The organism is Bacillus sp. MC1252 (assembly GCF_056838025.1).
This window is the reverse complement of record NZ_CM166369.1, coordinates 723,730-748,016: the sequence shown is the minus strand read 5'-3', so window position 1 is coordinate 748,016 and position 24,287 is coordinate 723,730. Positions and strand designations below refer to the sequence as shown.

Here is a 24,287-nt window from a genome sequence, read left to right as displayed (position 1 = left end):
AATCCTTATATCTTATGCAGATATAAGGATTTTTTCTAATTAATGCCCTGCTTGAATATTCACCAAATGCTTTCGGCCAAGGAGCAGGATGATCATTCCTAGCAGAACAACAGCCGCCCCTACATAGTAAGGTGTGCTTGCTGTAAAGGCTTCAGCGAGTACTCCGGCAACCCAAGGAGCAATCGCACCACCAATAAATCGTACGGCACTGTATGAAGATGAAGCAATCGAACGCTCAACAGGTGCCGAACCCATTACAGCCGTCGTGAGCACTGTATTGATCATGCCGAGAATTCCCCCAGCCATGACAATCCCGCAGATGACTACGACAACATGTGACGTCCATACCCCAATGCCGAATAAAATCACTGCAAACGAAGCAAACAGAACAACAAGGGCAGTCAATGTACCAAGTTTGCGATGAATGACCGGAGCTGAAAAGACAGATGTCACAGCCAAAAATAATCCCCATCCAAAAAAGACATAGCCAAGACCATGCTCATCAAGATGGAGCACAAATGGCGAATATGCTAGAAGAACAAAGAAACCGAAATTATATAAAAAAGCAGCAGATGCCATCGTTAAAAGTCCTTTATATTTCAAAGCTCCGACAGCCTCGAATAATTTCACCTTTTTCTGAGGCTTCTGCATAGATGGAAGCATAAACGTAATGGCTAAAAGAGCGACGAGCATTAACACCGCAACGCCAAAGAATGGGCCGCGCCAAGAGATGGTTCCAAGCTCACCGCCAAGGAGCGGTCCAACAGAAATCCCAAGACCTAGTGCGGCCTCATATAAAATAATGGCCTTCGCACTTCCCCCAACAGACACACCAACAATGACAGAGAGTGCAGTTGAAATGAATAAGGCATTCCCAATGCCCCATCCTCCTCTAAAGCCAATTAATTCGTTAATGGTTGAAGAGGTACCGCCTAAAGCAGAAAAGACAATAATAAAGATGAGTCCTACTAATAACGTCCATTTCGCACCAATACGACTAGAAATAAAGCCGGTAAAAAACATGACAAAGCCTGTCACAAGTAAGTAGCTCGTAAATAAAAGGGAGACCTGACTTGGAGATGCATCTAATTGTGATGCAATGGCTGGCAAAATCGGGTCTACGAGCCCAATTCCCATAAACGAAATCACACACGCAAAGGCTACAGCCCAAACGGCTTTCGGCTGCCTAAGCAGACTTGCGCGCTGTTTCAATACTTCTTCTTCCTTCATTCCATCAGAACCTTTCCTTCAAATGTTGACAAAATAAAATAAACACACAGAGGTGTTTATTTTAGCCCTTTGTCTTCTTTTCAGGGTGATAGAAAACCTTTGCAGTCTAGGAAGGACGAGTACCGGAGCGGAGCGAATTTAACTTTCGTGAGCACCGGCACGCAGACCTGACACAGAATGCGAGGGTTTGTCTACACGCTGAAATAAACACACAGAGGTGTTTATTTTTGTAATTGCTCAATAGCATGAGCCGCTCTTTCTTTCATCGTTTCAAGATCCTTTTTAAAGGATTGAATCGTTTCAAGCTTTTTTGTAATCAATTGATGCTGTTCATGAAGCTGCGCCTCAATATCTAACAGCTTCTCTAATCGTTCCTGCGGATCAAGTGACAGCAAGTAACCTTCTTTATTCAGCTCTAGCTGCTTTCCTATTTCCATAAACGATTGAAGCTCTTGTAAAGAAAAGCCGAGTACCTCTTTTGCCTGCATTACTTTCTCTAGTTCTTCCATGTCGTCCTCTGAGTAAAGTCTGACACCGCCCTCTGTCCGCTTTGGTGCTGATAATAAACCAATCTCTTCATAAAAACGAATCGTCCGTTTTGTCAGACCGCTCCTTTTCGCCACTTGATCAATTTTCATCCATTCCATCGCCAGTGCCTCCTGCTCATCAATTCATGTTTTATTATACACCTTTATAACCTTAACGTAAACGTTATATTATTCACCCTTGATTTCTTTTATCATTTGATGCAAAATAAATAGGAATTATTACGATTTATAGGAGGGACTTCATGCTATCTTTTCCACCCAAAAAAGAACGCCATCAGCTATTTGGATCTGTACCGCCAACCCTTGGAACGAAGCCTTGTCATAAAGAGGACATGATGGACATACAAAAAACCGAGCAGGACTTTTATTTTGATCTTGAACAAGTGGGCATCTGCCGCGTGTCCTACCCTGTACATATTTTGTCTGAAACGACACCACAGCATCAAACAACTTCCGCTGTCTTTGCACTGAGCACATATCTTCCAGCTCATCAAAAAGGTATTCATATGAGCCGTCTCACCGAACAGCTGCACTCGTTTTATGACAGCGGCAAACCGCTTGATGTGAATTCCTTAAAAGAACTGACGGCACAGCTTGCCAAGCAAATGAAGCAGCCATCTGCCGCGGTTCAAGCTTCCTTCCCTTGGTACATAGAAAAAAAGAGCCCGATCAGCGGAAAGACAGGTTTGATGCATGCGACTGTGCAATATGACGTCCATTTTCATGAAAAAAACGGATTTACCTGTAAAATTGGTTGCAACGCACAGGTCACAACCTTATGTCCTTGTTCAAAGGAAATCAGCGAATATGGCGCGCATAATCAGCGCGGCTCTGTTTCCATTCAAGTAGAGCTGTTTGAACAAGCATTGCTCCCTGACGACATGAAGGCAGTTCTTTTACACATTATTGAGTCCAATGCGAGCGCACCGCTTTATCCCGTGCTCAAAAGACCTGATGAAAAGAAAGTGACGGAAGAGGCATATGAAAATCCACGCTTTGTAGAGGATGTAGCGAGGTTAATTGCGGTCGAACTGTATGAAGAAAGCTGGATCAAAGGGTTCCAAGTCGAGTGCCGAAATGAGGAGTCCATTCACCAGCATGATGCCTATGCAAAATGCTCTTTTCAAAAAAAACTGTAGAGTGACTCTACAGTTCAGGTGGTTGTCTAAGGGCTAATGATAGCCCTTAGTTTTATTTTCTACGTAATTAACGACTAGAATGCGAGGGTTTGTCAATACACTTAATTGCCTTCTAATTCCTCAATCATCAGCGACAGTTCTGTCCAGCGATCCATCGCTTGTTCTAATTCTTCAGCGACGGCTTTTTGTTCATCCATCAGCTCTTGGATTTTCCCAAAATCACTGCCAGCCTCAGCGATACTGGCTTCAAGCTGCTGGTGTTTTTCCTCTAATGCCTGTATCCGATCCTCAATCCCATCCCATTCAAGCTGATCTTTATAGGATAGTTTTTTTCTCTTTTTAGGTGCGGCTTCCACTTGTTTTTCAGCAGGCTTTGTCTCTGTTCGCTTCTCTGCTTTTTCCTGCTCCATGTAATCGCTGTAAGCTCCTTGGAAATGGGAGATCCGGCCATTTCCTTCAAAGACAAGCAGGCGATTGACGACTCGGTCTAGGAAATAGCGGTCATGCGACACCGTGATGACAACGCCAGGGAACTGTTCTAAATAATCCTCTAAGATGCTGAGCGTCTCTGTATCAAGGTCGTTCGTCGGCTCATCTAAAAAGAGAACATTCGGCTCTTCCATCAAGACTTTCAATAAATACAGCCTGCGGCGCTCTCCCCCTGACAGCTTGCGTATAAAAGTCCGCTGCATGGATCTTGGGAATAAGAACCGCTCTAGCATTTGCTCTGCTGTCACGATCGCGCCATCAGATGTCTTGACGATTTCAGCTGTTTCCTTGATGTAATCAATGATGGTCAGCTCTTCATTCATTTCTTTATGATCCTGCGTGTAATAGCCAATTCGAACCGTTTGTCCAATGACCAGTTGTCCGGTAGTCGGTTCCATTTTGCCCGCTAAACAATTGAGTAAAGTGGTTTTACCCACCCCGTTCGGTCCGATCAATCCTATACGGTCGCCCGGCACGACTAAATCAGTAAACCGCTCCACAAGTGTCTGGCCAGCAAATGAAATCGACATGTCTTCTGCCTCAATGACCTGTTTTCCAAGGCGGTGGGAGCCGATAGCAAAATCAAGCTCACCTTTTGCATCGAGCCCTTTTTGATCCTTCAGCTCTTCTACTCTGCCAATGCGTGCTTTTTGCTTCGTCGTTCTTGCTTTTGCCCCTCTTCTGAGCCATGCAAGTTCTCGTCTAAGCAGGTTTTGACGTTTCGTTTCTTTTACCTGAGCTTCTGCTTCTCGTTCCGCTCTTTTTTCTAAAAAGACTTCATAATTTCCTTTATACGTATAGAGCTGCCCTTGATTTAATTCATAAATTCGATTGGCGACGCGGTTTAAGAAATAACGATCATGCGTCACCAGAATGACAGCACCGCTGTATTGACTTAAGTATCCTTCGAGCCATTCAATTGTTGCATTATCTAGATGGTTGGTCGGCTCATCTAAAATCAGCAAACCCGCAGGCTGTATTAAATTTTTAGCAATCGCGACACGCTTTTTCTGGCCGCCTGATAATGCATGAACAAAGCGGCTCACATCTTTGACCCCAAGCTTTGTCAAAATCGTTTTTGCCGAAAGGTTCGCATCCCATGCGTCCTCCTGATCCATTTGATTTTGCATGCGCATCAGCGCTTCTTGTTTTGCTTCATTTTGGGGATCATGCTCTAAATCGGCGAGCGCCTGTTCATACGCCTTCATCGTTTGAATGATTGGTGCAGTTCCAGAAAAAATGTAATCAAGAATCGTTTCATCCCCGCTCATTTCAGGGTCTTGCTCGAGAAATTCGATATCAAGTGTCCCTGCTTTCGTGATGTCACCCTCCTCAAACGATTCAAGTCCTGCAATCACCTTTAAGAGCGTTGACTTCCCTGTTCCATTTGGTCCAATTAACCCAATCCGTTCCTTTGGTTCTATATGAAAAGAAATATGATCAAACAGCGTTTTTTCGCCATAGGTTTTATATAATCCTTCAACATTCAATAAACTCATTTTTATCAGCCCTTACATAGATTCTTCCTTTATTTTAAATCAGCCAGTACAAGAAAACTAGTTTTAAAAAAACCGCTGCTGAAAAGAATGTTTCCTTTCGATGCTCGATACACTATGAAGAGGTGATCTAAAGATGATAACCATTAGCTTATGTATGATTGTGAAAAATGAAGAGGAGGTTTTAGCGGACTGTCTTTCTTCTGTTCAAGACATTGTAGATGAAATGATCATCGTTGATACGGGATCATCAGACCGAACGAAGGAAATTGCTCACTCCTTTTCAGCACAGGTGCTGGATTTTGAATGGGTCCAGCACTTTGCAAAAGCACGCAATTTCGCTTTTTCACATGCAACAAAAGAGTATATCTTCTGGCTGGATGCTGACGATGTCCTGCTTGAAGAAGACCGAAAAAAACTTCTTCACCTCAAGCAGACACTTGATCCCGCGGTGGATGCCGTCTCTATGTTTTATCACGTTGGATTTGATGAGGACGGCCGGGTGAATTTTAAATATAGAAGAAACCGGCTCGTGAAGCGTGCCTTGAACTTTCAGTGGTACGGGGCCGTGCATGAGTTTCTCCAAGTGTGTGGCAACATCTTTCCGGCCGATATAGCCGTCACGCATCAAAAGCGGAAGAAAACAATCGCTGGTGAGCCTGGGCGCAACCTGCGAATTTATGAAGACATGCTTGCAAAAGGAGAGGATATGACGCCTCGTGATCTCTTTTACTTTGCCAATGAATTAAGAGATCACCAGCAGCATGTCAGGGCGATTCGTTTTTACCATGAATTTTTAGCAACAAAACAGTGCTGGATTGAGGATGAAATTCGCGCATGCCAATATTTAGCTGACTGCTATTATGCGGTAGGTTTCGAGGAAGCGGCCTTATCCTCATTATTACGCTCCTTCTTATATGATCAGCCCCGCCCAGAATTTTGCTGCCGGATCGGGGATCATTTAAAAACGCAAAATAAACATCAAGCCGCGATCTTTTGGTATGAGCAGGCGCTGAAGGCTCCTGAAAATGATACAGCCTTTACACTCACACAATATAAGACGTGGTACCCTCACCTCCAGCTTTGCTATTGTTATGATCAGCTCGGCGATTTCGATCAAGCCAAAACACATCACCTTGCCTCCTCGGGACATTATCCGACCCATCCGAGTGTGATGTACAACGAAAAAATATTTACTGAACAGACATAGATCGTCTGTCACCACATCCGCCTGCCATATGCCGGCGGATGTCTCTTTTTTACACAATGTTTCGTTTGTGACGTTTAACACTTTAGTGATTTAAAGCGTTTTTCAACCAATTGACTAAATTGTCATTTACGCATATACTAACATTCGTCTTACGAATAGATTTATCCATTAGGAGGTCAACATGAGTTCTTTATTTCGAAAAAAGTCTCTCGACCAGCTCATGCTTGAAAGTCAAACAAAGCGGCTCAGTCGTTCTTTGAATACGTTTGATTTAATCTTGCTTGGCATCGGCTGTGTGGTCGGGACTGGAATCTTTGTCATTACGGGGGTTGCTGCTGCGAAAGATGCGGGACCTGCGATTATTATATCTTTTATCTTGGCTGCGATCGCATGCGCCCTTGCTGCTTTTTGCTACGCGGAATTCTCCTCGTCTATTCCTGTGTCAGGAAGCGTCTATACGTATTCTTACGCAACACTTGGTGAATTCCTCGCCTTCTTAATGGGCTGGGATCTCATGCTTGAGTATGTTGTCGCGCTCTCTGCTGTCGCAAGTGGATGGTCGTCCTATTTTCAATCACTGCTCAGTGGATTCGGTCTGCACATACCGAAGGCTTTATCGGCTGCCCCTGGAGCCGCTGATGGCGCCGTCTTTAACCTTCCAGGCGCGCTCATTATTTTACTCATTACCTTTATTGTCTCAAGAGGCGTAAAAGAAAGCACGAAGCTGAATAACATCATCGTGCTGATCAAAATTGCCATTGTCCTTCTCTTTATCATTTCAGGCTTCGCTTACGTCAAACCGGAAAACTGGACACCCTTTATGCCAATGGGCTTTCATGGCGTGATCGCAGGGGCAGCAACTGTCTTTTTTGCTTACCTTGGATTTGATGCGATCGCCAATGCATCAGAAGAAGTCAAAAATCCACAAAAAGCGATGCCAATTGGAATCATCGGTGCGCTTGGTGTTTGTACCATTTTATACATCGGCGTTTCATTTGTCTTAACAGGCATGGTTCACTATACGAAACTGAATGTCAGTGACCCTGTCGCTTTTGCTCTTCAAGTCGTTGGCCTTAATAGTGTGGCTGGTATCATATCCGCCGGTGCGATTATCGGGATTACGACGGTTTTAATCGCCTTGGTGTATGCGCAGGTTCGCCTAACCTTTGCGATGAGCCGCGATGGGCTTATGCCAAAGATTTTTTCAAAGGTTCATCCGAAATCGAAAACACCCGTTGCCAACACTTGGCTGACAGGAGCTGTGGCAGCTTGTATTGTAGGATTTGTAAACTTATCGACGCTCGCTAATTTAGTCAGCATCGGTACACTTGCAGCCTTTACCGTGATCTCTATTGCCGTCATCGTATTACGAAAGAAACATCCGAATATGAAGACAGCCTTTAAAGTACCATTTGTGCCTGTTCTTCCAATTATTAGTGCCATCATCTGTATGATATTGGCGGCAACACTTCAATGGACTACATGGCGAGCCTTCCTCATTTGGGTGGCCATTGGTGTCGTTGTCTATTTCACCTATGCAAGACGAAAAAGCCATCTCAATCAAACACATTAGAAAAGAGACACGGGGATTCCCGGTCTCTTTTTTTGTTTAAATGAAACTGTTTTTTGCTGAATTCGAGTCCACACACATACTTCCTTTGAATGGATTTAGCTGCTGGTGAAAAAGAGGCAGGTGAGTCCACTTGATCTCGATCATCTACGTGGCTTTTTGTCCCGGCAAAACCGCTTGCATCTCCAACATTCTGTCCCTACCCGTGATTGCCAATCTGCTAGCTATTTGTCCGACATTCATCGGTTCAGCTTTTAAGCACGATCGGCAGCCAGAAATAAACCGCAAGGACAATCGCCACAATACTGATGATATTTAACCAAAAGCCCGCCTTGACCATATCAGAGATTTTCAGCACGTCCGCACTAAAGACAGCCGCATTTGGCGGTGTAGAAATGGGCAGCATAAACGCACAAGAGGAAGCTAAAGCAGCCGCAGCCATTAAACCGTACGGCTCGATGCCAATCGCAAGGCCAAGTCCTACCGTAATCGGAATAATCATATTGGCAACAGCTGTATTGGACATAATTTCTGTCATAAATAAAATAGCGCTTGATAAAATAATCAGCAGCATGAGATACGAAAGCCCATTTAAATGCTGTAAATTTTCCCCGATCCATCCTGTTAGATTGGTCTCTGCAAAGCCCGTAGCGAGCGAAAGCCCGCCCCCAAACAAAAGCAAAAGTCCCCACGGCAGCTGCTTCATATCCTGCCATTCTAGTATTCTCTCTCCATTTGTCGCTGGAATGAGAAATAACAACATCGCACCAAAAATGGCGATAGATGTATCAGATACGGTGATCCCTCCAAACAAAAAGATTTTAAATATCCACAAAAAAGCTGTCATGAGAAAAATAACAAAAACCCATTTTTCCTCTTGTTTCATTTTGCCTAAATCTTCTAACCCCTTCCGTATGAACGCTGCACTCATTTCACCTGTATGCTCTACCTTGAACTGTATCTTGGTCAAATACAGAAATAAGAGAATAAGAAGAACAATCGCCACGGGAAAACCAAACAAAAACCATTCAAAGAACATAATTTCCCGATCTAACAGCTTTTTTGACATCGCTGCAAAAACAGCATTTGGCACTGACCCAACAAGTGTCGCCAAGCCACCAATTGACGCTGAATAAGCAACCGATAATAAGATACTTTTGCTGAATCGATCAAGAGATGCACCAGATAAGATTTCGTTCGCTTTGACCTCTTTAATAACAGCCAATGCCACCGGCAGCATCATCAGTGCTGTAGCTGCATTAGAAATCCACATAGATAAAAAAGCAGTCGCGATCATGACACCTAATACAATGCGGTCACTTCTTGTGCCAATGATCTTTAAAATATGTAATGCCATTCTTCTATGTAAATTCCATTTTTCAATTGCGATTGCGATCATAAATCCGCCCATGTACATAAAGACAATCGGGTCTCCATAAGCCCTTGATGTTTGCTCCATAGAGAGTCCGCCAAGTGTTGGCAGAAGGATGATTGGCAATAAAGAGGTTGCTGGTATCGGCAATGCTTCAGTCACCCACCACGTCGCAGTCCAAGCCGTAATGCCTAATACCACTCTCGCAGCATAGGCCAATTCATCTTCTGGTATGAGAAAAAAAATCAAGAAGAAGAGCATTGGTCCAAGAACAAGTCCAGTCAAATTCACTTTTTTATAAACGATCACAATCCCCCCTAATGAAAACGCTTGTTAAAAATTTTTCTAATTTTCCACATTCGATGATTTCAAAAGAAATCCTTTAAATCATAAGAAAAAATGAAGATATCTTTTAGATAAACTTACTGTCATTATTCACATTCCTAAACCATGACTTGGTCTATTTTCATAGGAGAAACTATACAAATCACACGCAATAACTGTAAAATATAGAGGATCTAATCAAAAATTGAGGTGTTTTCATTGTATACAGATCAACGAAAATCATTTTGGAAACAAAAAAAAGTCATCATACCCATTCTTAGTATGATCGTGATTGCTGCTGCCTTCTTTTTCTTAAAAGATACTCTTCTCTCAAAAGAAAAAGAGGCGTTACAGGCGGCCGAGTCCTTTACGAAACACATGGAGAAGAAAGACTTTGCGAAGCTGGCAGACGAGGTAACGAGTGCGTCTCTGAAAGCCAATGACTTCTCCAAAAAACAACTAGCCGAAAAATACGACAATATTTTTAATGGAATTGGTGCTTATGATCTGAACGTATCAAAGGTCAAAGTCGAAAAACAGGACAAAGGAAATGGGTATCAGTTCACCTATGATGTCACGATGAAAACGTCTCTTGGAAAGCTGAACAAGCTGTCATACAAGGGGGTTCTCACCGAAGAGGCTGACAAGTGGAAAGTGGACTGGAAGCCAAATCTCATCTTCCCGCAAATGGAGAAGGGAGATACCATCAAAGTAAAATCAGATCCTGCTGTACGTGGAAATATTGTGGACCGGAAAGGCCGTACTTTAGCAGAAACAACTGGTGGAAACGCTCTTGGCATCATCCCAGGAAAGCTCGGGACAGGGAAAGAAAAAGAACGCAATATGAAAAAGATCAGCAAAGCTTTTGATATAGATGAAGAACTGATTCAAAATCAGCTGAAACAAACATGGGTCACAGACGACACGTTTGTTCCGCTGAAATCTATGTTAAAGCAAATGCCGATTCCAAAGGACGTAAACGGCGTCACCTATCAATCGAAGGAAATGCGCTACTATCCATATAACGAAGCCGCTGCTCATCTAACAGGCTATGTCGGAAAAGCAAATGCGGATGATATCAAAAGGAATCCAGCATTAAAGGCTGATCAAATCATTGGCAAAACCGGTCTTGAATTCACATTCGATCAAAATTTACGAGGACAAGATGGCGGAAGCATTCTCATTGTCCATGATGAAACAGGTATTGAAGAGACATTGCAAAAAACAGACCGAAAAGACGGAAAAACAGTGAAGCTGACCATTGATGCTTCATTACAGAAAAAAGCCTATGAGCAGCTGAAAGGTGAAAAAGGGGCTGTCACCATCATGAATCCATCATCTGGTGATCTATTAGCGCTTGTCAGCACCCCTTCCTACGATGTCAATCTCATGACAAACGGGATAACACCTAAGCAATATCAGGCATACAGTGAAAATCCGGACCTCCCATTCCAAGCTCGATATGCGAGCCGGTATGCACCAGGGTCCACATTCAAAACCATTACAGCAGCCATTGGGCTGGAAACAGGTGTCACAAAGCCTAATAAAGTGCGCACCATTCATGGACTGAAATGGCAAAAGGATCAATCATGGGGAAATTATCAAATTACACGGGTGCACGCCAAAGAAAAAGTGAATATGGTCGATGCCCTTGTGTACTCTGACAATATTTACTTCGGACAGGAAGCACTTGAAATTGGTAAAGACACCTACGAGAAAAAAGTGAAAACTTTTGGGTTTGGCGAAGACTTACACATGCCATTTACAATGAAACCAGCACAAGTATCGAACAATGGCATTCAATCGGACATCCTACTCGCTGACTCGGCATATGGTCAAGGTGAATTACTCATGTCACCGATTGAGCAAGTGCATGCCTATTCTCCTTTTGCAACCGGAGGCAAGCTTGTCTATCCTCGAGTGATTCAAGATGAAAAAACAGCATCACCAAAGCAGATCATCAAAGAAGACTCAGCAAACACGGTGAAAGACGCGCTGACTCAAGTCGTCACCAATCCAAACGGTACAGCTCACTCCTTACAAATCAAAGGAGCAGATATCGCCGCTAAAACTGGAACGGCAGAGCTGAAGAGCAAACAAGGTGCAACAGATGGCACTGAAAATGGATTTTTACTTGCGTTTAATCCTAAAAAAGAAGATTACGTCCTCGTCGGCATGATCGAAGGTGTGAAAAACCGCGGCGGCAGTGGACTTGTCATTCAAAAAATGAAGCCTGTGATCGCTTCTTTTTATCAATAATCCTTTAGAGACACACGCTCAATCAAGAGCTTGTGTCTCTTTGGTTTTGTGAATGAGTCAACTCCTTAATGCTCACTTTCGTTGCGCTTACCGTTGACTCATGTGTATGGTTGGGAAACTTGTTCCCCTTCCTACCCCTCAAAAAGTATACCAGCTTTTCGTATTCTCCAGAAATCCCGCGCTTTTTATTCCATCCCTGCCGCACCCAGTCCCCTCACAATCTTGCCTCGGGAATTTCTTCGGCGGTACGATGCTGTTCGGCACCTTGCTGCCGTTTATGGATGCCGCAATGAAGAAAAAGAAATAACGAATCTCAAAAACCCCGGCATGTTTTGGAGAGCCGGGGTTTTTGATCGCTTATTTTCTCTGTTTCCACCAAAACCCGCTGATTCACAAGTCGGTTTTCCAAACAGATCAAGAAAAGTCCATGCTTTATTTATTCACTAGATCAACATCAATCACTTGATAGAAAGCGTTTTCAGTATCAACCACATCCCAAACGGCAAGTATGACATGATACCCGAGGCGGTCTTCAGGAATATAAATGTGGTGAGATAAATTGCGAGATGCAGGGGACCCGTCATGCGGAACGGCGCCAATCAGTTCAAAGTCTGCGCGCTTAAGCGGTTTGTCAGGATCCCAGCCTTTTTTGGTGATATAGTAGTGCCATTGGCTCGTATTGTGGGGGGCGGTATATGTCCAGGTAAAGGTGTGTTCTCCGCCGGTCATGATATGTTTAAACCAGCGATTTTCCGACTGCTGATCAAGAATTCCGCCGAACAGTCCGCCCGCGGATGCGATTTGTCCATCTGCCGGGCCGCTATGCGGAAACCCTTTTTTCGCTTCCAGGCTTTGCGGCTCATACATCACGCTTCCACAATTCAGATTGAGAAATCCGAAAGCCTCACTGCACAGAGCCGCTCTGCTCCCCGGTTTTTCGATAAACCCATGAGCGAAGGCCTGCTGAGGAACGATGGACATCCACAGCAATCCGGCTGCTAAAATGAAAGCAGTGCTAAAGGTGGTTTTTGGCAAACAATACACGTTACAATCCCCTCTCTTTTCACAGTGTTGAGACGGGTATTGATGCAAAGAGAAAATATACGCGGCCATTCCAATATTACCCATTCGATTTTAACATCTGACCATTATAAAGCCAAGAGACGATCTCATGGCTTTTTCGATTTCTTTTCCGTAGCGCTCCTGAAGAAACGCCAAATTCGATTGAAAAAATGCCTTTTCGCACTCCGGCGAAAGCCCCTCAAAAAATTCGGGGTTGGCTGAAATCATGAACGAACAGCACCGGACGGCATCTTTCCGAATCGCGCGCTTCGTTTCCCCCATTTTTTGAAATGTGCTCATTGATGATGGACTTATCATCAATCATCTGTTGGTGCTGGTGCAATAAATCATAATTCAGCTTGGTCCGGCTCTCATCAATATCTGGATTCGTATGGCTCTCTTTTCCCCTCTCATTATGAATTTGCAGACCCTTCAAATCCGCATTTTTGAACTTCAGCATATTGCAAATGATGTAAGACAATTTCCTCTCTCACCCTCCCCGCTGAACCGCCATGTTTCCGGCGACACTTCTATGTAAGGTATTCTCTTTTTTTCTAAATCATGAAAATTTTCTATTGTTTTATAGTTCACCTTATGAATAAAATGAGGGGAATGCAAAAAGAAAACAGTTGGATGAAAGGAGGAAGTCTCATTGGCTATTGCTGCTCGTGCAAAGGATAAATCCCAAAAAGCTGTAACCGGCTCAACGGTTTATCCCATTTTATTGATCATTGGTATTTGTCATATGCTCAACGACACATTACAAGCCGTTATTCCTGCCATGTTCCCTATTTTAGAACGCTCAATGGGGCTGACCTTTACACAATTAGGGCTGATTGCCTTTACATTAAATATGGTCTCCTCCGTGATGCAGCCTGCAATTGGGTGGTACACAGATAAACGGCCGATGCCCTATGCACTTCCTATTGCTTTATTCTCAAGTGCTGTCGGTATATTCGGACTTGCGTTTGCCCCATCCTTTGCGACCATTTTGCTTTGCGTTGTCTTTATCGGACTCGGCTCTGCGATCTTCCATCCAGAGGGGTCACGTGTGGCCAACATGGCAGCTGGTCCAAGACGAGGACTTGCCCAGTCCATCTATCAAGTAGGCGGGAATACAGGTCAAGCCTTTGCACCACTTATCGCTGCATTAATGCTCGTTCCGCTCGGTCAGCCAGGAGTGGCTTGGTTTACGATTGTTGGAATGCTTGCTGTCGGTTTCCTTCTCTATATTTCAAGATGGTACGCTGCGAAGCTTCAAGCCATTAGAGCACATGCGAAGAAAGCACATGCGAAAGCTCCAAGGTCTGATATTCACCGTAAGTCAGCACTCACAGCACTTGGCATTATCGTCTTCCTTATTTTTGCCCGCTCTTGGTATGGAAATGCCATTTCGAATTTCTATGCGTTCTATGCCATTGAACAATACGGTGTGACGATTAAAGAATCACAGACTTATATCTTCATATTTCTTATTCTAGGTGCAGTCGGGACATTTTTAGGCGGACCGCTTGCAGATCGATTTGGTAAGAAAAATGTCATTTTGGCTTCATTATTGGCATCCTTTCCACTTGCACTTCTATTACCTTTTGCTGGACCTGTTCTTGCATACTCTTTGCTTGGACTCATTGGCCTGATTTTGATGTCAAGCTTCTCTGTCACAGTGGTATATGCTCAAGAACTATTTCCCGGGAAAATTGGCACAATGTCTGGTTTAACTGTTGGGCTTGCGTTTGGAATGGGTGCGATCGGATCGGTTGCCCTCGGCTCATTGATTGACGCCTTTGGTTTAACCCCTACAATGATCGGTGCTGCCTTTTTACCGATTTTAGGGATTTTAGCCGTTTTACTTCCTAGTGATCACACCATCTCCAAATGGAATGAATCATAAAATTAAAAACCGCTCAGTAAATGAGCGGTTCAGATTGATGACAAAGGGCTAAAATGAACTTTATTTTAGCCCTTTGTCTTCTTTTCAGCGTGTTATGAAAACCCTTGAAGTCTAGGATGGACGAGTACCGGAGCGGAGCGAATTTGAGATTCGTGAGGACTGACACCGAATGCGAGGGTTTATCTACACGCTGAAACCGCTCAGATAATGAGCGGTTTTTTCATATCTCATAAAAATGCGTGTCGGGAACATGCTTCTTCGCAATAAACCCTTGCTGAAATTCTGGAAATATCTCTTGCACCTGTTTAATTTTTTGATGAACCAAATTGGCATACGGAATATACAGATGATCCACAAGCTTTTGTTCTTTCATATAGTAATACCAATTCAGATTAAAGGTATTCTCATCAATGATCGTAAAGGCAGAAAAATGATAGAACAGTAGAGGATTTTCGTCGAGGTAAATATCCCCTTCCACAATGGAAAGCTTATAGTTTTCAATGTTCCAAATCGCCGCATTGGCCCCTTTAGATGTCACCACATGGACACCTTCAAAATCATCAATCCAACTTTCAACATACCGCTGGTCTCCGTACGTCTTTTTTTCCGTATCCATTTCTACTGTACAGTGCGCAATGCAGTTTACTTTCCATTGCGTTACCGCCTGTTTGGCAACGTCTGTGTTACGACAGCCTACAAAACCAGTATTAAAGCGGCCGGACAATTCATAAAAGTGATAGAATCGCTTGGAATTCATATGATCCGTCAAAAATAAATGAGCGAGTGGATTCTCTTCAAATATCGCCCCTGGATCATGATAAAAATACAAATCAGTATCCAAATGAGCGAGATAATCCGCATCTGAGGACTCAAGAATTTTGAGTAGAAAGGCAGGCTTTAACGTCCAGCAATACTCATGGAACGTACGATCACCTTTTGCCTTTCGCAGCGAACCATCTTCAATGTCTTCAAGCTGTTCATATTGGACATGCGGATGAGGGAACTCACTTAACACCTTGTAAGCCAAAGGGTCCGCACATAAAACAGACAGCTTGAATGAATGGGCGGTTTGTTCAAGTGAATGAATCAGTGCGAGCAGCTTAAATACATGGGTATTCGACACAATGGTTGTAAAATGATAGGATGCCATCTACAACACATCCACTTGAAACAAATCAACGCATAACAGCTCATTCGTCAGCCTTTGAATTGCTTCCACAAGAACCGTGCAGCCATATTCCTGCCTTGCAAGCTGCGCAGTCTCTGACAGCTTTTTCAAAGGAAAGTGCTTTGCTGTCAGCACATCTTTTTGATCACGTTTGATGCCTACATTCCGCTCTGTGATCAAATGAAGCAGCTCTAAAAAATAAGATAACAGACCATCAAATGACGGATTCTCACGCAGCTGACGAATTTCTTTCACGATGTCATTTGTCACCGTGTGAGAAAACGGGCCAGAGAATGCCAAATGGACATCAATGGAATCAATATTGTTATACTTCTCGCACATATACAAAATGTTATATTTAATGTCATCAAATGACGTTAAATTACTTGGATGCTCCTGATGCACACTCATGATATCCTCTCTCAGCTCAAATGACAGGCCAAGCTGATGCAGACGAATCCCTAAATCATAATCCTCAAACCCGTACCGAACGATATTTTCATCAAACATCCCCAGTGCCATGACATGCTTTCGCTTTACTGAGGAGTTATTTGTAATGAAAAATCGCCACGGCAGCTCATAAGAACTTAAATCATAGTGGTACGTGTGCAAGATGTCTTTGAGGATATCAATAAACTCAGACTGCAAATCAAAACTTTTCTCTAGAAATGCACCATTTTCGACTTCTTCCATTGATAAAAGAGGCGTTTTGTTCTTCATTTCCCGCTGATACAGCCCTTGTGTTTTCAATCGCTTCACGTGATCTTCATCAAATGCTGTGTAAAAATAACGATAGATCCGCTTCCAGCACACACCGCAAATGACGAGATCCTCTTGATCTGCATGCGCCTCTCTATGCTTCTGAATAAACCTCGGCTCTGCCAGCATATCGCTGTCATGGAAAATCAGCAGGTCTCCCTCTGCTTCGCGAATGGCATGATTGCGTCCCTTGGCAATCCCTTGATTGACAGGGATACGCACCTTTTTGATCGGAAAGTTCACCTCAATTTTTTCGAGCATTTCCATCGTGCCATCCGTTGACCCATTATCGGCGACAATGACCTCAAATGGAATATCCGTTTCCTGAAGCGTTAAGGAAAAGAGGCTGCCTTCTAAGCGCTCTTTCGCATTATAGCTTGGAATAATGACGCTTACCTTTGGCTTTTTGTTCATGCGTCATCCCCCTCGAGTTTGGCATAGCCGTTAAACATTGGGTTGACTCGCTCCACAGATTCAATCACATGACGAAGCATTTCCCGATAGGCTTCTTGGAAAAATGGCAAGTCATTTCTCCCTTTTTCATGGATTTGCTGCATATGATCCTTGCTCACGATTCGAAAGCCGCTGAAATGATAGCAAATGAGCGGGCTCCCATCCTCAAGCAGAATACGCCCATTCTCTTCCCGATAGGAATGCTGCCCATAGTTCCAATGACCAATATTGACGCCCTTTGTTTTAATATCTTCTACTTTTTCAAATAGCATCGGCATATGATCCAGATACCCTTGGTCTCCAAACTTGCCTTCTCCCGGTGCATTTTTGCATTCTTTTAGACATTCTTCTTTCCACCAGCTGAGACACTTCCGCCCGGCTTCATCTCCTTTAAAGTGTAGGAAGCCCGAGTTATAGCGCCCTAAAAGCTTCTGAAGCATTTTCACTTCCTCTGGATCAAAGCTTGGAATGACAATATCTCCTCTCGATAGTAAAACAGAGGCATCCGGCTGGTTTTGAAAAATGACTTGCGGGCTCTCATAAAAGAACAAATCCGCATCAAAATATGTCACTTCCTCCGTCTTCTCCTGTTCAAATAACCTCTCAATCCACATCGGCTTTAATGTCCAGCAATATTCCGACGCATCCCGTTCCTCTTTTTTCTCTAGCAGCTCCGGCGTTTCAAGCTCCCGTACATGAACAAGATCGACATGTGGGAAATTCATTTGACGAAGCAAATCAAATGCAGCATCATCCATACATAACGTCTTGATGACAGCATCATCTTCTACTTGCTTCAACGATAAGAAAAACGCAATGGCTTGATAAAGTCTTCCACTTGATAGAACCGTACAATATATGCTGTTCATCTATTTACACCTCTATTTCTGAAAAAATTCGCGGTACCATTCAATTGTCTTTTCTAAACCTTCATCAATGGAGTAGTCAGGCTTCCAATCAAGCAGTTTTCTCGCTTTTTCTGCCGATAAATATTGATGCTTAATCTCATGCGTTCCTTGATTCAAAATACGAGGCTTCAAATCGCTTCCCATTGCCTTTAAAATCTTATCCACGAGCTCAAGGACCGTCAGCTGAATTTCATTACTAAAGTTAAAGGCTTCTCCTGCCAGCCCTTTTTCCTCCATTTTTTCAGCTAGCAGCAAATAGGCCTTGACCGCATCTTCAATGTAGAAGTAATCACGAATAAAAGTGCCGTCACTTCTAATTTCCGGTGTCTCCCCCTCTAAAACTAGCTGAATGGTTTGCGGAATAATTCGGTTAAAATTCAAATCTCCGCCTCCGTATAAATTGCCGCATCGCGTAATACAAACCGGAAGACCATATGTGTTGTAGTATGTGTGAGAAATCAAATCTGCACAGCTTTTCGATACATCATACGGATGTTTCCCGTTAAGCGGCATCTCTTCATCATATGGAAGCTGCTCCTGATCACCGTATGCTTTGTCACTTGAAGCCACAATCACTCGTTTGATCAGCGGCTGTCTTCTGCACGCCTCCAGCACATTCCATGTACCTAAAATGTTAGCTTCAAATGTAGAAACAGGATGTCTATTTGCGACCCCAACAATGGCTTGGGCCGCCAAATGGAAGACGGTATCAATTTCGTATTCTCCTAACGCACGTTCAATCGTTTGCATGTCCTCCAATGCGCCTTGCACCACATTCATCTTTTCAAATTGACTGCCTTGATATAAATTCGATCTTGGCACCTGATCACGCACAAGCCCTGTCACGTTGGCGCCTTGATCAATCAATTCCTTGACGAGATAGCTTCCTAACAGCCCTGTACATCCAGTCACAAATACGTTCTTGCCATTCCAAAATCCGCTCATGCTGTCACCAAACCTTCCATGGTTGTTTTCCTTCTGCCCACATGCCATTGATTTCCTTCAGATTTTTATACGTATCAATTGCTGTCCAAAACCCGTGGTGCTCATAAACCGCAAGCTCTCCATCATTCGCCAGATGTTGAAGAGGCTCCGCTTCGAACACGCATTGATCATCGTCTGTCAAATAATCAAATACCTTTGGAGACAACACAAAAAATCCTCCATTGATCATCCCGATACTGTCTGTCTTCTCAGAGAAGGATTGTGCCATCCCGTTATACACCTTCAGCGTCCCGTACTGTGACATCTTTTCAATTCCCGTGACAGTGGCAGCTGCCCCAAGATCTTGATGGCGCTTGAGCAAATGAAACATATTGATATTGGCGAGCCCATCACCATACGTCATCATAAATGTCTCATCACCAATGTAGTCCTGCACCTGTTTTAAACGTCCGCCTGTCATCGTATTCTCGCCCGTATCTAAAAAGGTGATTTTCCATCTTTCTGATTTCCCTAAAAGCTTCATTTCTCTTGTCGACATATCCAGCTGCATGCTGTGATTCCGCCAGTCGTAGTTGAGAAAATACTCTTTGATCTTCTCTCCTTTATATCCAAGCAATAAGATAAACTCGTCTACACCGTAATACTGATAGATTTTCATAATATGCCATAGAATAGGCCGATCTCCGATCATAGCAAGTGGTTTAGGAAGCGCTTGTGTGACCTCACTCATTCTCGTTCCCTTTCCTCCGCAGAGAATGACTGCTTTCATCTTCTCCCCTCATCTCTCTATGAAGATTTTGATTGAAAACCCTATCTTTATGTGGAAATTAGTACATGTATTCTCATACTTTGTCCGACATCAGGTTTTGAATCTACTCTATTCATATGTCGAAATGAGAGATGGTGCCACCTAGCATTTAACTATTTTTACAAATAAAAAAGAGCGAGATATGTATTCTCGCTCTTTCGGAGTTTAAATTGTATATTTTCAGGGTAGATGGTATGATAAACACGTGCATAGGAAGCACAAACAGCCTCTTTCTATAAAGAGACTACTAGATTGAATGAATTCAAGTGGCAGCTTGCTTCATTCTCAATATGAATCACGGAGGTGAATTCCCATGGCACAAAACGTACTTTGTGAAGTGAACTCTTGCCGTTTTTGGGCTGAAAACAGCTGTACAGCTTCTACAATTAAAATTGGTAAAAGCACAATGACTGACGTGACTCGCAATGCAGAAACTGATTGCGAAACATTTGAAACAAAATAATACATTTTTCTAAGATGAAGGAACTGGCAGGTTCCTTCTTTTCTTTTATCATTCTATCAAGAATGATAATTATTATCAAGTGTTTTTCAATAAACATTTCTCGGGAAATAATGACACGATATTTCTCCATTCGTTGACGATTTTCACTCCTTTTTCTATACTCAACTTATCCGAAGAAGAAAAAGTGGTGACCAATCAATGGATTTTACGATGCGTTTTCTATCATTCTTTGTCGTTGAAGTCGAAGGCAAAGATGAACAAGCAAATAAACGATTTAAACATTATCAAACATTAGACCAAGAGGAATTTGAACAAAGTGAGCTGAAGGACTTTTTAGACGGAGAGCTGAAAAAAATCGTCAAACGAAAAGTGGACAGACACCCTAAATCTGAACAAGTACCGACCAAAATTGGCCGTTTCATTGTAGAACCGGGCCATGAGCTCGATTCAAATCCAAACTATAATTTATTTCATCAGACAAGATTTGCTGATTCAAAAGAAGTATTTAATGAGTGCAGTGAACAGTTTGTTCGCACGTATTTAGATACAAGTGCTGTCAGAGGCGGCGTTTTTTTAGTTGCGTCTGCGGTTCCTAAAAAGTATTTCGATGACTCCTTTGTCTTTATCATGAAATGCGATTTTGAACAGAAAGTCGCTTCTATCGCCGATACATCTACCTTGATTCGAAAAGTCGAAATGGCCATTACAACCAAAAACATGAAATCAATTCAATATCCGTTTATGCCAGAAGAGGGCATGACAGAGGAAGCAGAAGTGAAAATTCACCAGTCCTCACACGCCCGTTATTTTGAGGACTTTCTAAAATTCGTCGAATACGGAGAATCAATGCCTGAAATCATGAAATCACAGGTCATGAATATGGTGCAGGAACAAGTATTTGAAACATTACAGGATGAAAGTGAAGAATTAAAACAATTTGAAGAGGACCTTGAAATATGGGAAGCGAGTGAGAAACGAGAGATCAGGGAACGACTTGATACAGAACAGGTTACGTTAGCAGCTTCACACATTGTTGAACAAACCCCTGATATCACGATGAAAATGCGTCTAGGGGAAACGGAAATCAAAGGTCTTCTAGCAGACTTTGGCCACTCAATCCATATTGCGAAGGTCAACAATCGATATGTCGTGCTGGTTGAAGCAGACCAAATCGTATTCGAAAAAGGAAGCACACCTGTTGAATTCCATAAACCAAATGGCTTAAAAGAGGTCGTCAGCCAGCTGACGCAAAAAGCATACGATTCAGACATAGATTAAGAGAATATCACTGCCTCTTGCGTTCAGCTGCATGAGGCAGTTTATTACTTATATCAGCTTTTGCATATGCTGACATCAACATCGTAAAGCGTAAACTTTTTACGCTGCATCAGAAGAGACATGTAGCCGGCCGCCTACCGCCCACATGCTTAAAAGCAGTAAGCTTATGATGATCATCAGCCAGAAGACGCTGCTCGATCCAAAAAATTGAATCATCGTATACCCGCACAAAGGTCCTAAAGCAGCACCAATATCTTGAACGAAGGAATAGCTTGCAAGGAAGCGGTTCTTATCTGTTTGAGTAGAGGCTTTTTGAAAAGCAAGCGTATCTGTCATCGTCGTTAGGATCGTTGACAGCAGCTGGATCAAAAGCAACATAACAAGAAACCAGCCACTTACCTTCAGCATGACTGCAAGAATACTGAGACCTCCAAACGAAAGAAACATCCAGCAAAGCTTTCGTTCCTTGAGCACAAGCCTGTCAAACCATCTGCCTGTTCTCGGTGCTACAAATGGTTCCCATCCCCATCTGATCGCTTGAATCCCTCCACTTAAAGCAGATGCGCCTATGACATAACCGAAAAGAGCAAATTCACCATGACCGATCTTTGCTTCAATCACATGACTTAGCGTTGAAGCAAATAAACCTTGTATCACTAGTGCTACAAGCATACCAGTCAGCAGTACTTTTACTACATCTCGTGCAAACCACTTCTGTTTAATGCCTAGATACACTTCTTTACCTTGCCCCTTTTCAATATCATCCAAAGACACATAAAAAATGCAGCCTAGCAATGTGAGTAAACCAAAGATGAGCGTCATGGATTGGAAGCCGATGAAGCTTGCGAATAGGCCGCCAAATAACATGCCGAATAAACTGCCAAGGCGGTAAAGCCCGTTATAAAGACCCGTCAAATGGCCTTGTGAGCCTTCATCCATTTCAGCAATCAACCGCATTCCACTCATACGAAGTAAAGTCCATGCCAATCCCCATACGCAGCGGCAGATCAGCAGCAGCCAAAAACCGCTGACACCATATAGTATCGTTGTCACTGAGGCGATCAAGATAGCAATCAATACGCCAGTCTTCATTGGCACATATCGGTATAGCCACCAAACAACAGGCGTTAGAGGGATGCGAATGAATCGATTGATCGACAGCAGTAATCCGACCTCCCAAATCGATGATAAACCAACCTCTCTCCAATAGATCGGAAGAACAACATAAAGCATTGAATCTCCAATAAGTGCAAACGCTGTGATGAGCGAGATTGAGACGACTTGCTTTTGACGACGGTCCATTTTTCCCTGCCTCCTTCGCTACCTTTACGATAAGGGATGCCTTATAATAAATCTAATGAATGTTTTTGATTTAATCATCAAAATAATTGATAGGTGGTGCAAAAATGAATTTACATGCCCTCCGAATTTTTGCAAAGGTCGCAGAGACAAAAGGCGTCACACAAACGGCAGACGTGTTAGCATTGACACAGCCAGCTGTGACGGCTCAATTAAGGAGCATTGAACGAGAGATCGGTTTTCGCCTTTTTAAACGTAATGGCCGGGGAATTACACTCACGGAGATGGGGAAAATTCTGTATCCTTACGCCCGGCAAGTGTTTGAAGCTGAAAAGGAAGTAGAATATCAGATCACACTATTACAAAGCGGAAAAAAAGGGAGACTCCGAATCGCTTCTACCTACGTACCGCTCAACTTTTTGCTGCCTGATTGGCTTGCTGCTTTTAAAACAGCATCACCACAGACAGAAATCGAATTGAAAAGTGGAAACTCCGCTCAAGTCATAGAGAGCCTGCTTCAATATCAATCAGATGTGGCCATCGCTGTGATTGAAGATTTGCACCACGAGGAGATTCTCATCTCCCATTTGACTCATTTAAGCTATGATTTTATTGTCCCAGCGGACCATCCATTGAACGGAAAAACCGTCCCGCTTGAACGCCTGAGCCATGAACCTTTTTTAATGCGCGAAGAAGGCAGTTCCACAAGAGAAAAGCTCTTTTCTCTCTTTACCTCTAAAGGAATTAAAAAACCGACCGTTGATTTACAATTCAGCGGTGTCCATGAAGCGATTCAAATGATCAAAGCAGGCTATGGCATCACCCTTGTTCCACGTGATGCTGTTCACAAAAGTCTCGAACGGAAAGAAATTGGGCGCGTGTACATTGAAGGAATTGAAATCGTCAGACCTGTTGTTATCTGCAAACGAGCGAATGATCTTGAAGAAAATAAGACGGTGAATGCCTTCCTGCAAATGAAAGACATTGATCCGTTTACAACTCCTGCAACAAATTAAAAAAGTGCCTGCTGAAGAAACAGGCACTTTCTCTATTCAGATGGCTGAACAATGTCAAACGGTAAAGCCTTGGCCGCTTTGACTAATCGTTCTGGTGTTATCAGTATTTCATTTCCCCATTCGCCCGCTCCAACTCCTAATACCTCTTCTTCTAATAGCGAAGCTTCGATCATCGTGCGGAAGCCTTCAGGCTGCCAGCAAAATGGCGGAATCGAACCAATTCGATAGCCCGTCACTTCAAGAACCGTGTCCGGTGCAGCCATTTTGATATTACGGGAGCCGGCCGCTTTCTTTAGTTTTCCTGATTTGATATGCTGGTCAGCGCCAACCATCACAAGCAGCTGCTCCCCTTCCCCTGTTTCAAAGATCAATGTTTTGATCATTTGTCTTTCACGAAAACCAAGGGCTGCCGCTACATTTGCTGCACCTTTTTCTGTTTCGGAAGAAAATGTTTTGATGTCATATGGGATGCCGAGCTTGTCCAAAAAATCATGTGCCGGTAATTTTCTCACTAGATTGAACCCCTTTCCTTACGGTGTCTTTCATTTAGCTTATCACAATCATCTCATCCTTAAGATGTATTTTTCAATGCAAAGCCTC

At 43.2% G+C, this 24,287-nt stretch carries 21 protein-coding genes and 2 pseudogenes; 8 read left to right on the top strand and 15 right to left on the bottom strand.

Annotation, left to right across the window (positions count from 1 at the left end; all coding sequences use genetic code 11):
- Positions 1 to 39 precede the first annotated feature (39 nt).
- Positions 40 to 1,230 carry an MFS transporter gene (locus tag ACYH0L_RS03610; protein ID WP_099727317.1) on the bottom strand — a complete coding sequence of 397 codons (1,191 nt, stop codon included), beginning with the start codon at positions 1,228 to 1,230 and terminating at the stop codon, positions 40 to 42.
- A gap of 221 nt (positions 1,231 to 1,451) precedes the next feature.
- On the bottom strand, positions 1,452 to 1,877 hold the full coding sequence (locus ACYH0L_RS03605) for a MerR family transcriptional regulator (protein ID WP_230031708.1): 426 nt from the start codon (positions 1,875 to 1,877) through the stop codon (positions 1,452 to 1,454).
- A 143-nt stretch (positions 1,878 to 2,020) separates the two neighbouring features.
- Between ACYH0L_RS03605 and folE2 the strand changes: the two genes are divergently transcribed.
- Positions 2,021 to 2,917, top strand: a complete 897-nt coding sequence (gene folE2 / locus ACYH0L_RS03600; protein WP_099727319.1) for a GTP cyclohydrolase FolE2 — start codon at positions 2,021 to 2,023, stop codon at positions 2,915 to 2,917.
- Positions 2,918 to 3,018: 101 nt separating this feature from the next.
- On the opposite strand, the gene ACYH0L_RS03595 is transcribed toward folE2, so the two are convergent.
- Positions 3,019 to 4,905 (bottom strand): ABC-F family ATP-binding cassette domain-containing protein, encoded by a 1,887-nt coding sequence (locus ACYH0L_RS03595; RefSeq protein WP_099727320.1) that lies wholly within the window; start codon positions 4,903 to 4,905, stop codon positions 3,019 to 3,021.
- A gap of 133 nt (positions 4,906 to 5,038) precedes the next feature.
- On the opposite strand from ACYH0L_RS03595, the gene ACYH0L_RS03590 reads away from it, so the two are divergent.
- Complete coding sequence (locus tag ACYH0L_RS03590) at positions 5,039 to 6,112, top strand: tetratricopeptide repeat-containing glycosyltransferase family 2 protein (protein ID WP_099727321.1); 1,074 nt, start codon at positions 5,039 to 5,041, stop codon at positions 6,110 to 6,112.
- Positions 6,113 to 6,293: 181 nt separating this feature from the next.
- On the top strand, positions 6,294 to 7,685 hold the full coding sequence (gene bcaP, locus ACYH0L_RS03585) for a branched-chain amino acid transporter BcaP (protein ID WP_099727322.1): 1,392 nt from the start codon (positions 6,294 to 6,296) through the stop codon (positions 7,683 to 7,685).
- Positions 7,686 to 7,764: 79 nt separating this feature from the next.
- Here bcaP and ACYH0L_RS03580 read toward each other — a convergent pair.
- Positions 7,765 to 7,881: pseudogene (locus ACYH0L_RS03580) on the bottom strand (hypothetical protein); the annotation flags it as partial.
- A 48-nt stretch (positions 7,882 to 7,929) separates the two neighbouring features.
- Positions 7,930 to 9,363 carry an SLC13 family permease gene (locus tag ACYH0L_RS03575; RefSeq protein WP_099727323.1) on the bottom strand — a complete coding sequence of 478 codons (1,434 nt, stop codon included), beginning with the start codon at positions 9,361 to 9,363 and terminating at the stop codon, positions 7,930 to 7,932.
- A gap of 234 nt (positions 9,364 to 9,597) precedes the next feature.
- Here ACYH0L_RS03575 and pbp4 point away from each other — a divergent pair, with 234 nt between their 5' ends.
- Positions 9,598 to 11,637 (top strand): penicillin-binding protein PBP4(5), encoded by a 2,040-nt coding sequence (gene pbp4, locus ACYH0L_RS03570; protein WP_482354366.1) that lies wholly within the window; start codon positions 9,598 to 9,600, stop codon positions 11,635 to 11,637.
- Between the two features lie 438 nt (positions 11,638 to 12,075).
- On the opposite strand, the pseudogene ACYH0L_RS03565 reads toward pbp4, so the two are convergent.
- The 3 genes and pseudogenes from ACYH0L_RS03565 to ACYH0L_RS03555 all read right to left on the bottom strand — a co-directional run.
- Positions 12,076 to 12,642 (bottom strand): annotated as a pseudogene (locus tag ACYH0L_RS03565) (lytic polysaccharide monooxygenase auxiliary activity family 9 protein); the annotation flags it as partial.
- 129 nt (positions 12,643 to 12,771) lie between these two features.
- A complete protein-coding gene (locus ACYH0L_RS03560) occupies positions 12,772 to 12,927 on the bottom strand; it encodes a hypothetical protein (RefSeq protein ID WP_367308189.1) in 156 nt (51 codons plus the stop codon).
- Entirely contained in the window at positions 12,899 to 13,180 is a 282-nt protein-coding gene (locus tag ACYH0L_RS03555) for a plasmid recombination protein (protein ID WP_142353658.1), read from the bottom strand. The genes ACYH0L_RS03560 and ACYH0L_RS03555 overlap by 29 nt, the downstream gene beginning before the upstream one ends.
- A 171-nt stretch (positions 13,181 to 13,351) precedes the next feature.
- Here ACYH0L_RS03555 and ACYH0L_RS03550 point away from each other — a divergent pair, with 171 nt between their 5' ends.
- Positions 13,352 to 14,590 carry an MFS transporter gene (locus ACYH0L_RS03550; protein ID WP_099727328.1) on the top strand — a complete coding sequence of 413 codons (1,239 nt, stop codon included), beginning with the start codon at positions 13,352 to 13,354 and terminating at the stop codon, positions 14,588 to 14,590.
- Positions 14,591 to 14,810: 220 nt separating this feature from the next.
- Here ACYH0L_RS03550 and ACYH0L_RS03545 read toward each other — a convergent pair whose 3' ends face one another.
- From ACYH0L_RS03545 to rfbF, 5 genes are read right to left on the bottom strand one after another with little or no spacing between them, the layout of a single operon-like run.
- Complete coding sequence (locus ACYH0L_RS03545; protein WP_099727329.1) at positions 14,811 to 15,740, bottom strand: putative nucleotide-diphospho-sugar transferase; 930 nt, start codon at positions 15,738 to 15,740, stop codon at positions 14,811 to 14,813.
- Positions 15,741 to 16,931 (bottom strand): glycosyltransferase family 2 protein, encoded by a 1,191-nt coding sequence (locus tag ACYH0L_RS03540; RefSeq protein ID WP_099727330.1) that lies wholly within the window; start codon positions 16,929 to 16,931, stop codon positions 15,741 to 15,743.
- Positions 16,928 to 17,839, bottom strand: coding sequence for a putative nucleotide-diphospho-sugar transferase (locus tag ACYH0L_RS03535; protein ID WP_099727331.1), 912 nt, complete (start codon positions 17,837 to 17,839; stop codon positions 16,928 to 16,930). The genes ACYH0L_RS03540 and ACYH0L_RS03535 overlap by 4 nt, the downstream gene beginning before the upstream one ends.
- Before the next feature lie 12 nt (positions 17,840 to 17,851).
- On the bottom strand, positions 17,852 to 18,823 hold the full coding sequence (locus tag ACYH0L_RS03530) for a GDP-mannose 4,6-dehydratase (protein WP_142353659.1): 972 nt from the start codon (positions 18,821 to 18,823) through the stop codon (positions 17,852 to 17,854).
- A gap of 4 nt (positions 18,824 to 18,827) precedes the next feature.
- Positions 18,828 to 19,592: a glucose-1-phosphate cytidylyltransferase gene (gene rfbF, locus ACYH0L_RS03525; protein ID WP_482354365.1), complete on the bottom strand. Its 765-nt coding sequence runs from the start codon at positions 19,590 to 19,592 to the stop codon at positions 18,828 to 18,830.
- A 352-nt stretch (positions 19,593 to 19,944) separates the two neighbouring features.
- Between rfbF and ACYH0L_RS03520 the strand changes: the two genes are divergently transcribed.
- Positions 19,945 to 20,094 (top strand): DUF1540 domain-containing protein, encoded by a 150-nt coding sequence (locus tag ACYH0L_RS03520; RefSeq protein ID WP_099679841.1) that lies wholly within the window; start codon positions 19,945 to 19,947, stop codon positions 20,092 to 20,094.
- 198 nt (positions 20,095 to 20,292) lie between these two features.
- The gene (locus tag ACYH0L_RS03515; RefSeq protein ID WP_099727334.1) at positions 20,293 to 21,372 is read left to right on the top strand and encodes a DUF3900 domain-containing protein; all 1,080 of its coding nucleotides are present in this window, start codon (positions 20,293 to 20,295) and stop codon (positions 21,370 to 21,372) included.
- 99 nt (positions 21,373 to 21,471) lie between these two features.
- On the opposite strand, the gene ACYH0L_RS03510 is transcribed toward ACYH0L_RS03515, so the two are convergent.
- Positions 21,472 to 22,674: an MFS transporter gene (locus tag ACYH0L_RS03510; RefSeq protein WP_482354364.1), complete on the bottom strand. Its 1,203-nt coding sequence runs from the start codon at positions 22,672 to 22,674 to the stop codon at positions 21,472 to 21,474.
- 104 nt (positions 22,675 to 22,778) lie between these two features.
- Between ACYH0L_RS03510 and ACYH0L_RS03505 the strand changes: the two genes are divergently transcribed.
- Positions 22,779 to 23,687 (top strand): LysR family transcriptional regulator, encoded by a 909-nt coding sequence (locus ACYH0L_RS03505; protein WP_482354363.1) that lies wholly within the window; start codon positions 22,779 to 22,781, stop codon positions 23,685 to 23,687.
- A gap of 32 nt (positions 23,688 to 23,719) precedes the next feature.
- Here ACYH0L_RS03505 and ACYH0L_RS03500 read toward each other — a convergent pair whose 3' ends face one another.
- A complete protein-coding gene (locus ACYH0L_RS03500; RefSeq protein ID WP_099727337.1) occupies positions 23,720 to 24,199 on the bottom strand; it encodes an aminoacyl-tRNA deacylase in 480 nt (159 codons plus the stop codon).
- Positions 24,200 to 24,287 lie beyond the last annotated feature (88 nt).

Excerpts from the sequence above, each read along its gene's own strand:
- ACYH0L_RS03610 (WP_099727317.1), bottom strand. The coding sequence starts at position 1,230 with ATGAAGGAAGAAGAAGTATTGAAACAGCGCGCAAGTCTGCTTAGGCAG.
- ACYH0L_RS03605 (WP_230031708.1), bottom strand. The coding sequence starts at position 1,877 with ATGGAATGGATGAAAATTGATCAAGTGGCGAAAAGGAGCGGTCTGACA.
- folE2 (WP_099727319.1), top strand. The coding sequence starts at position 2,021 with ATGCTATCTTTTCCACCCAAAAAAGAACGCCATCAGCTATTTGGATCT.
- ACYH0L_RS03595 (WP_099727320.1), bottom strand. The coding sequence starts at position 4,905 with ATGAGTTTATTGAATGTTGAAGGATTATATAAAACCTATGGCGAAAAA.
- ACYH0L_RS03590 (WP_099727321.1), top strand. The coding sequence starts at position 5,039 with ATGATAACCATTAGCTTATGTATGATTGTGAAAAATGAAGAGGAGGTT.
- bcaP (WP_099727322.1), top strand. The coding sequence starts at position 6,294 with ATGAGTTCTTTATTTCGAAAAAAGTCTCTCGACCAGCTCATGCTTGAA.
- ACYH0L_RS03560 (WP_367308189.1), bottom strand. The coding sequence starts at position 12,927 with ATGATTTCAGCCAACCCCGAATTTTTTGAGGGGCTTTCGCCGGAGTGC.
- ACYH0L_RS03545 (WP_099727329.1), bottom strand. The coding sequence starts at position 15,740 with ATGGCATCCTATCATTTTACAACCATTGTGTCGAATACCCATGTATTT.
- ACYH0L_RS03540 (WP_099727330.1), bottom strand. The coding sequence starts at position 16,931 with ATGAACAAAAAGCCAAAGGTAAGCGTCATTATTCCAAGCTATAATGCG.
- ACYH0L_RS03535 (WP_099727331.1), bottom strand. The coding sequence starts at position 17,839 with ATGAACAGCATATATTGTACGGTTCTATCAAGTGGAAGACTTTATCAA.
- ACYH0L_RS03530 (WP_142353659.1), bottom strand. The coding sequence starts at position 18,823 with ATGAGCGGATTTTGGAATGGCAAGAACGTATTTGTGACTGGATGTACA.
- rfbF (WP_482354365.1), bottom strand. The coding sequence starts at position 19,592 with ATGAAAGCAGTCATTCTCTGCGGAGGAAAGGGAACGAGAATGAGTGAG.
- ACYH0L_RS03520 (WP_099679841.1), top strand. The coding sequence starts at position 19,945 with ATGGCACAAAACGTACTTTGTGAAGTGAACTCTTGCCGTTTTTGGGCT.
- ACYH0L_RS03515 (WP_099727334.1), top strand. The coding sequence starts at position 20,293 with ATGGATTTTACGATGCGTTTTCTATCATTCTTTGTCGTTGAAGTCGAA.
- ACYH0L_RS03510 (WP_482354364.1), bottom strand. The coding sequence starts at position 22,674 with ATGGACCGTCGTCAAAAGCAAGTCGTCTCAATCTCGCTCATCACAGCG.
- ACYH0L_RS03505 (WP_482354363.1), top strand. The coding sequence starts at position 22,779 with ATGAATTTACATGCCCTCCGAATTTTTGCAAAGGTCGCAGAGACAAAA.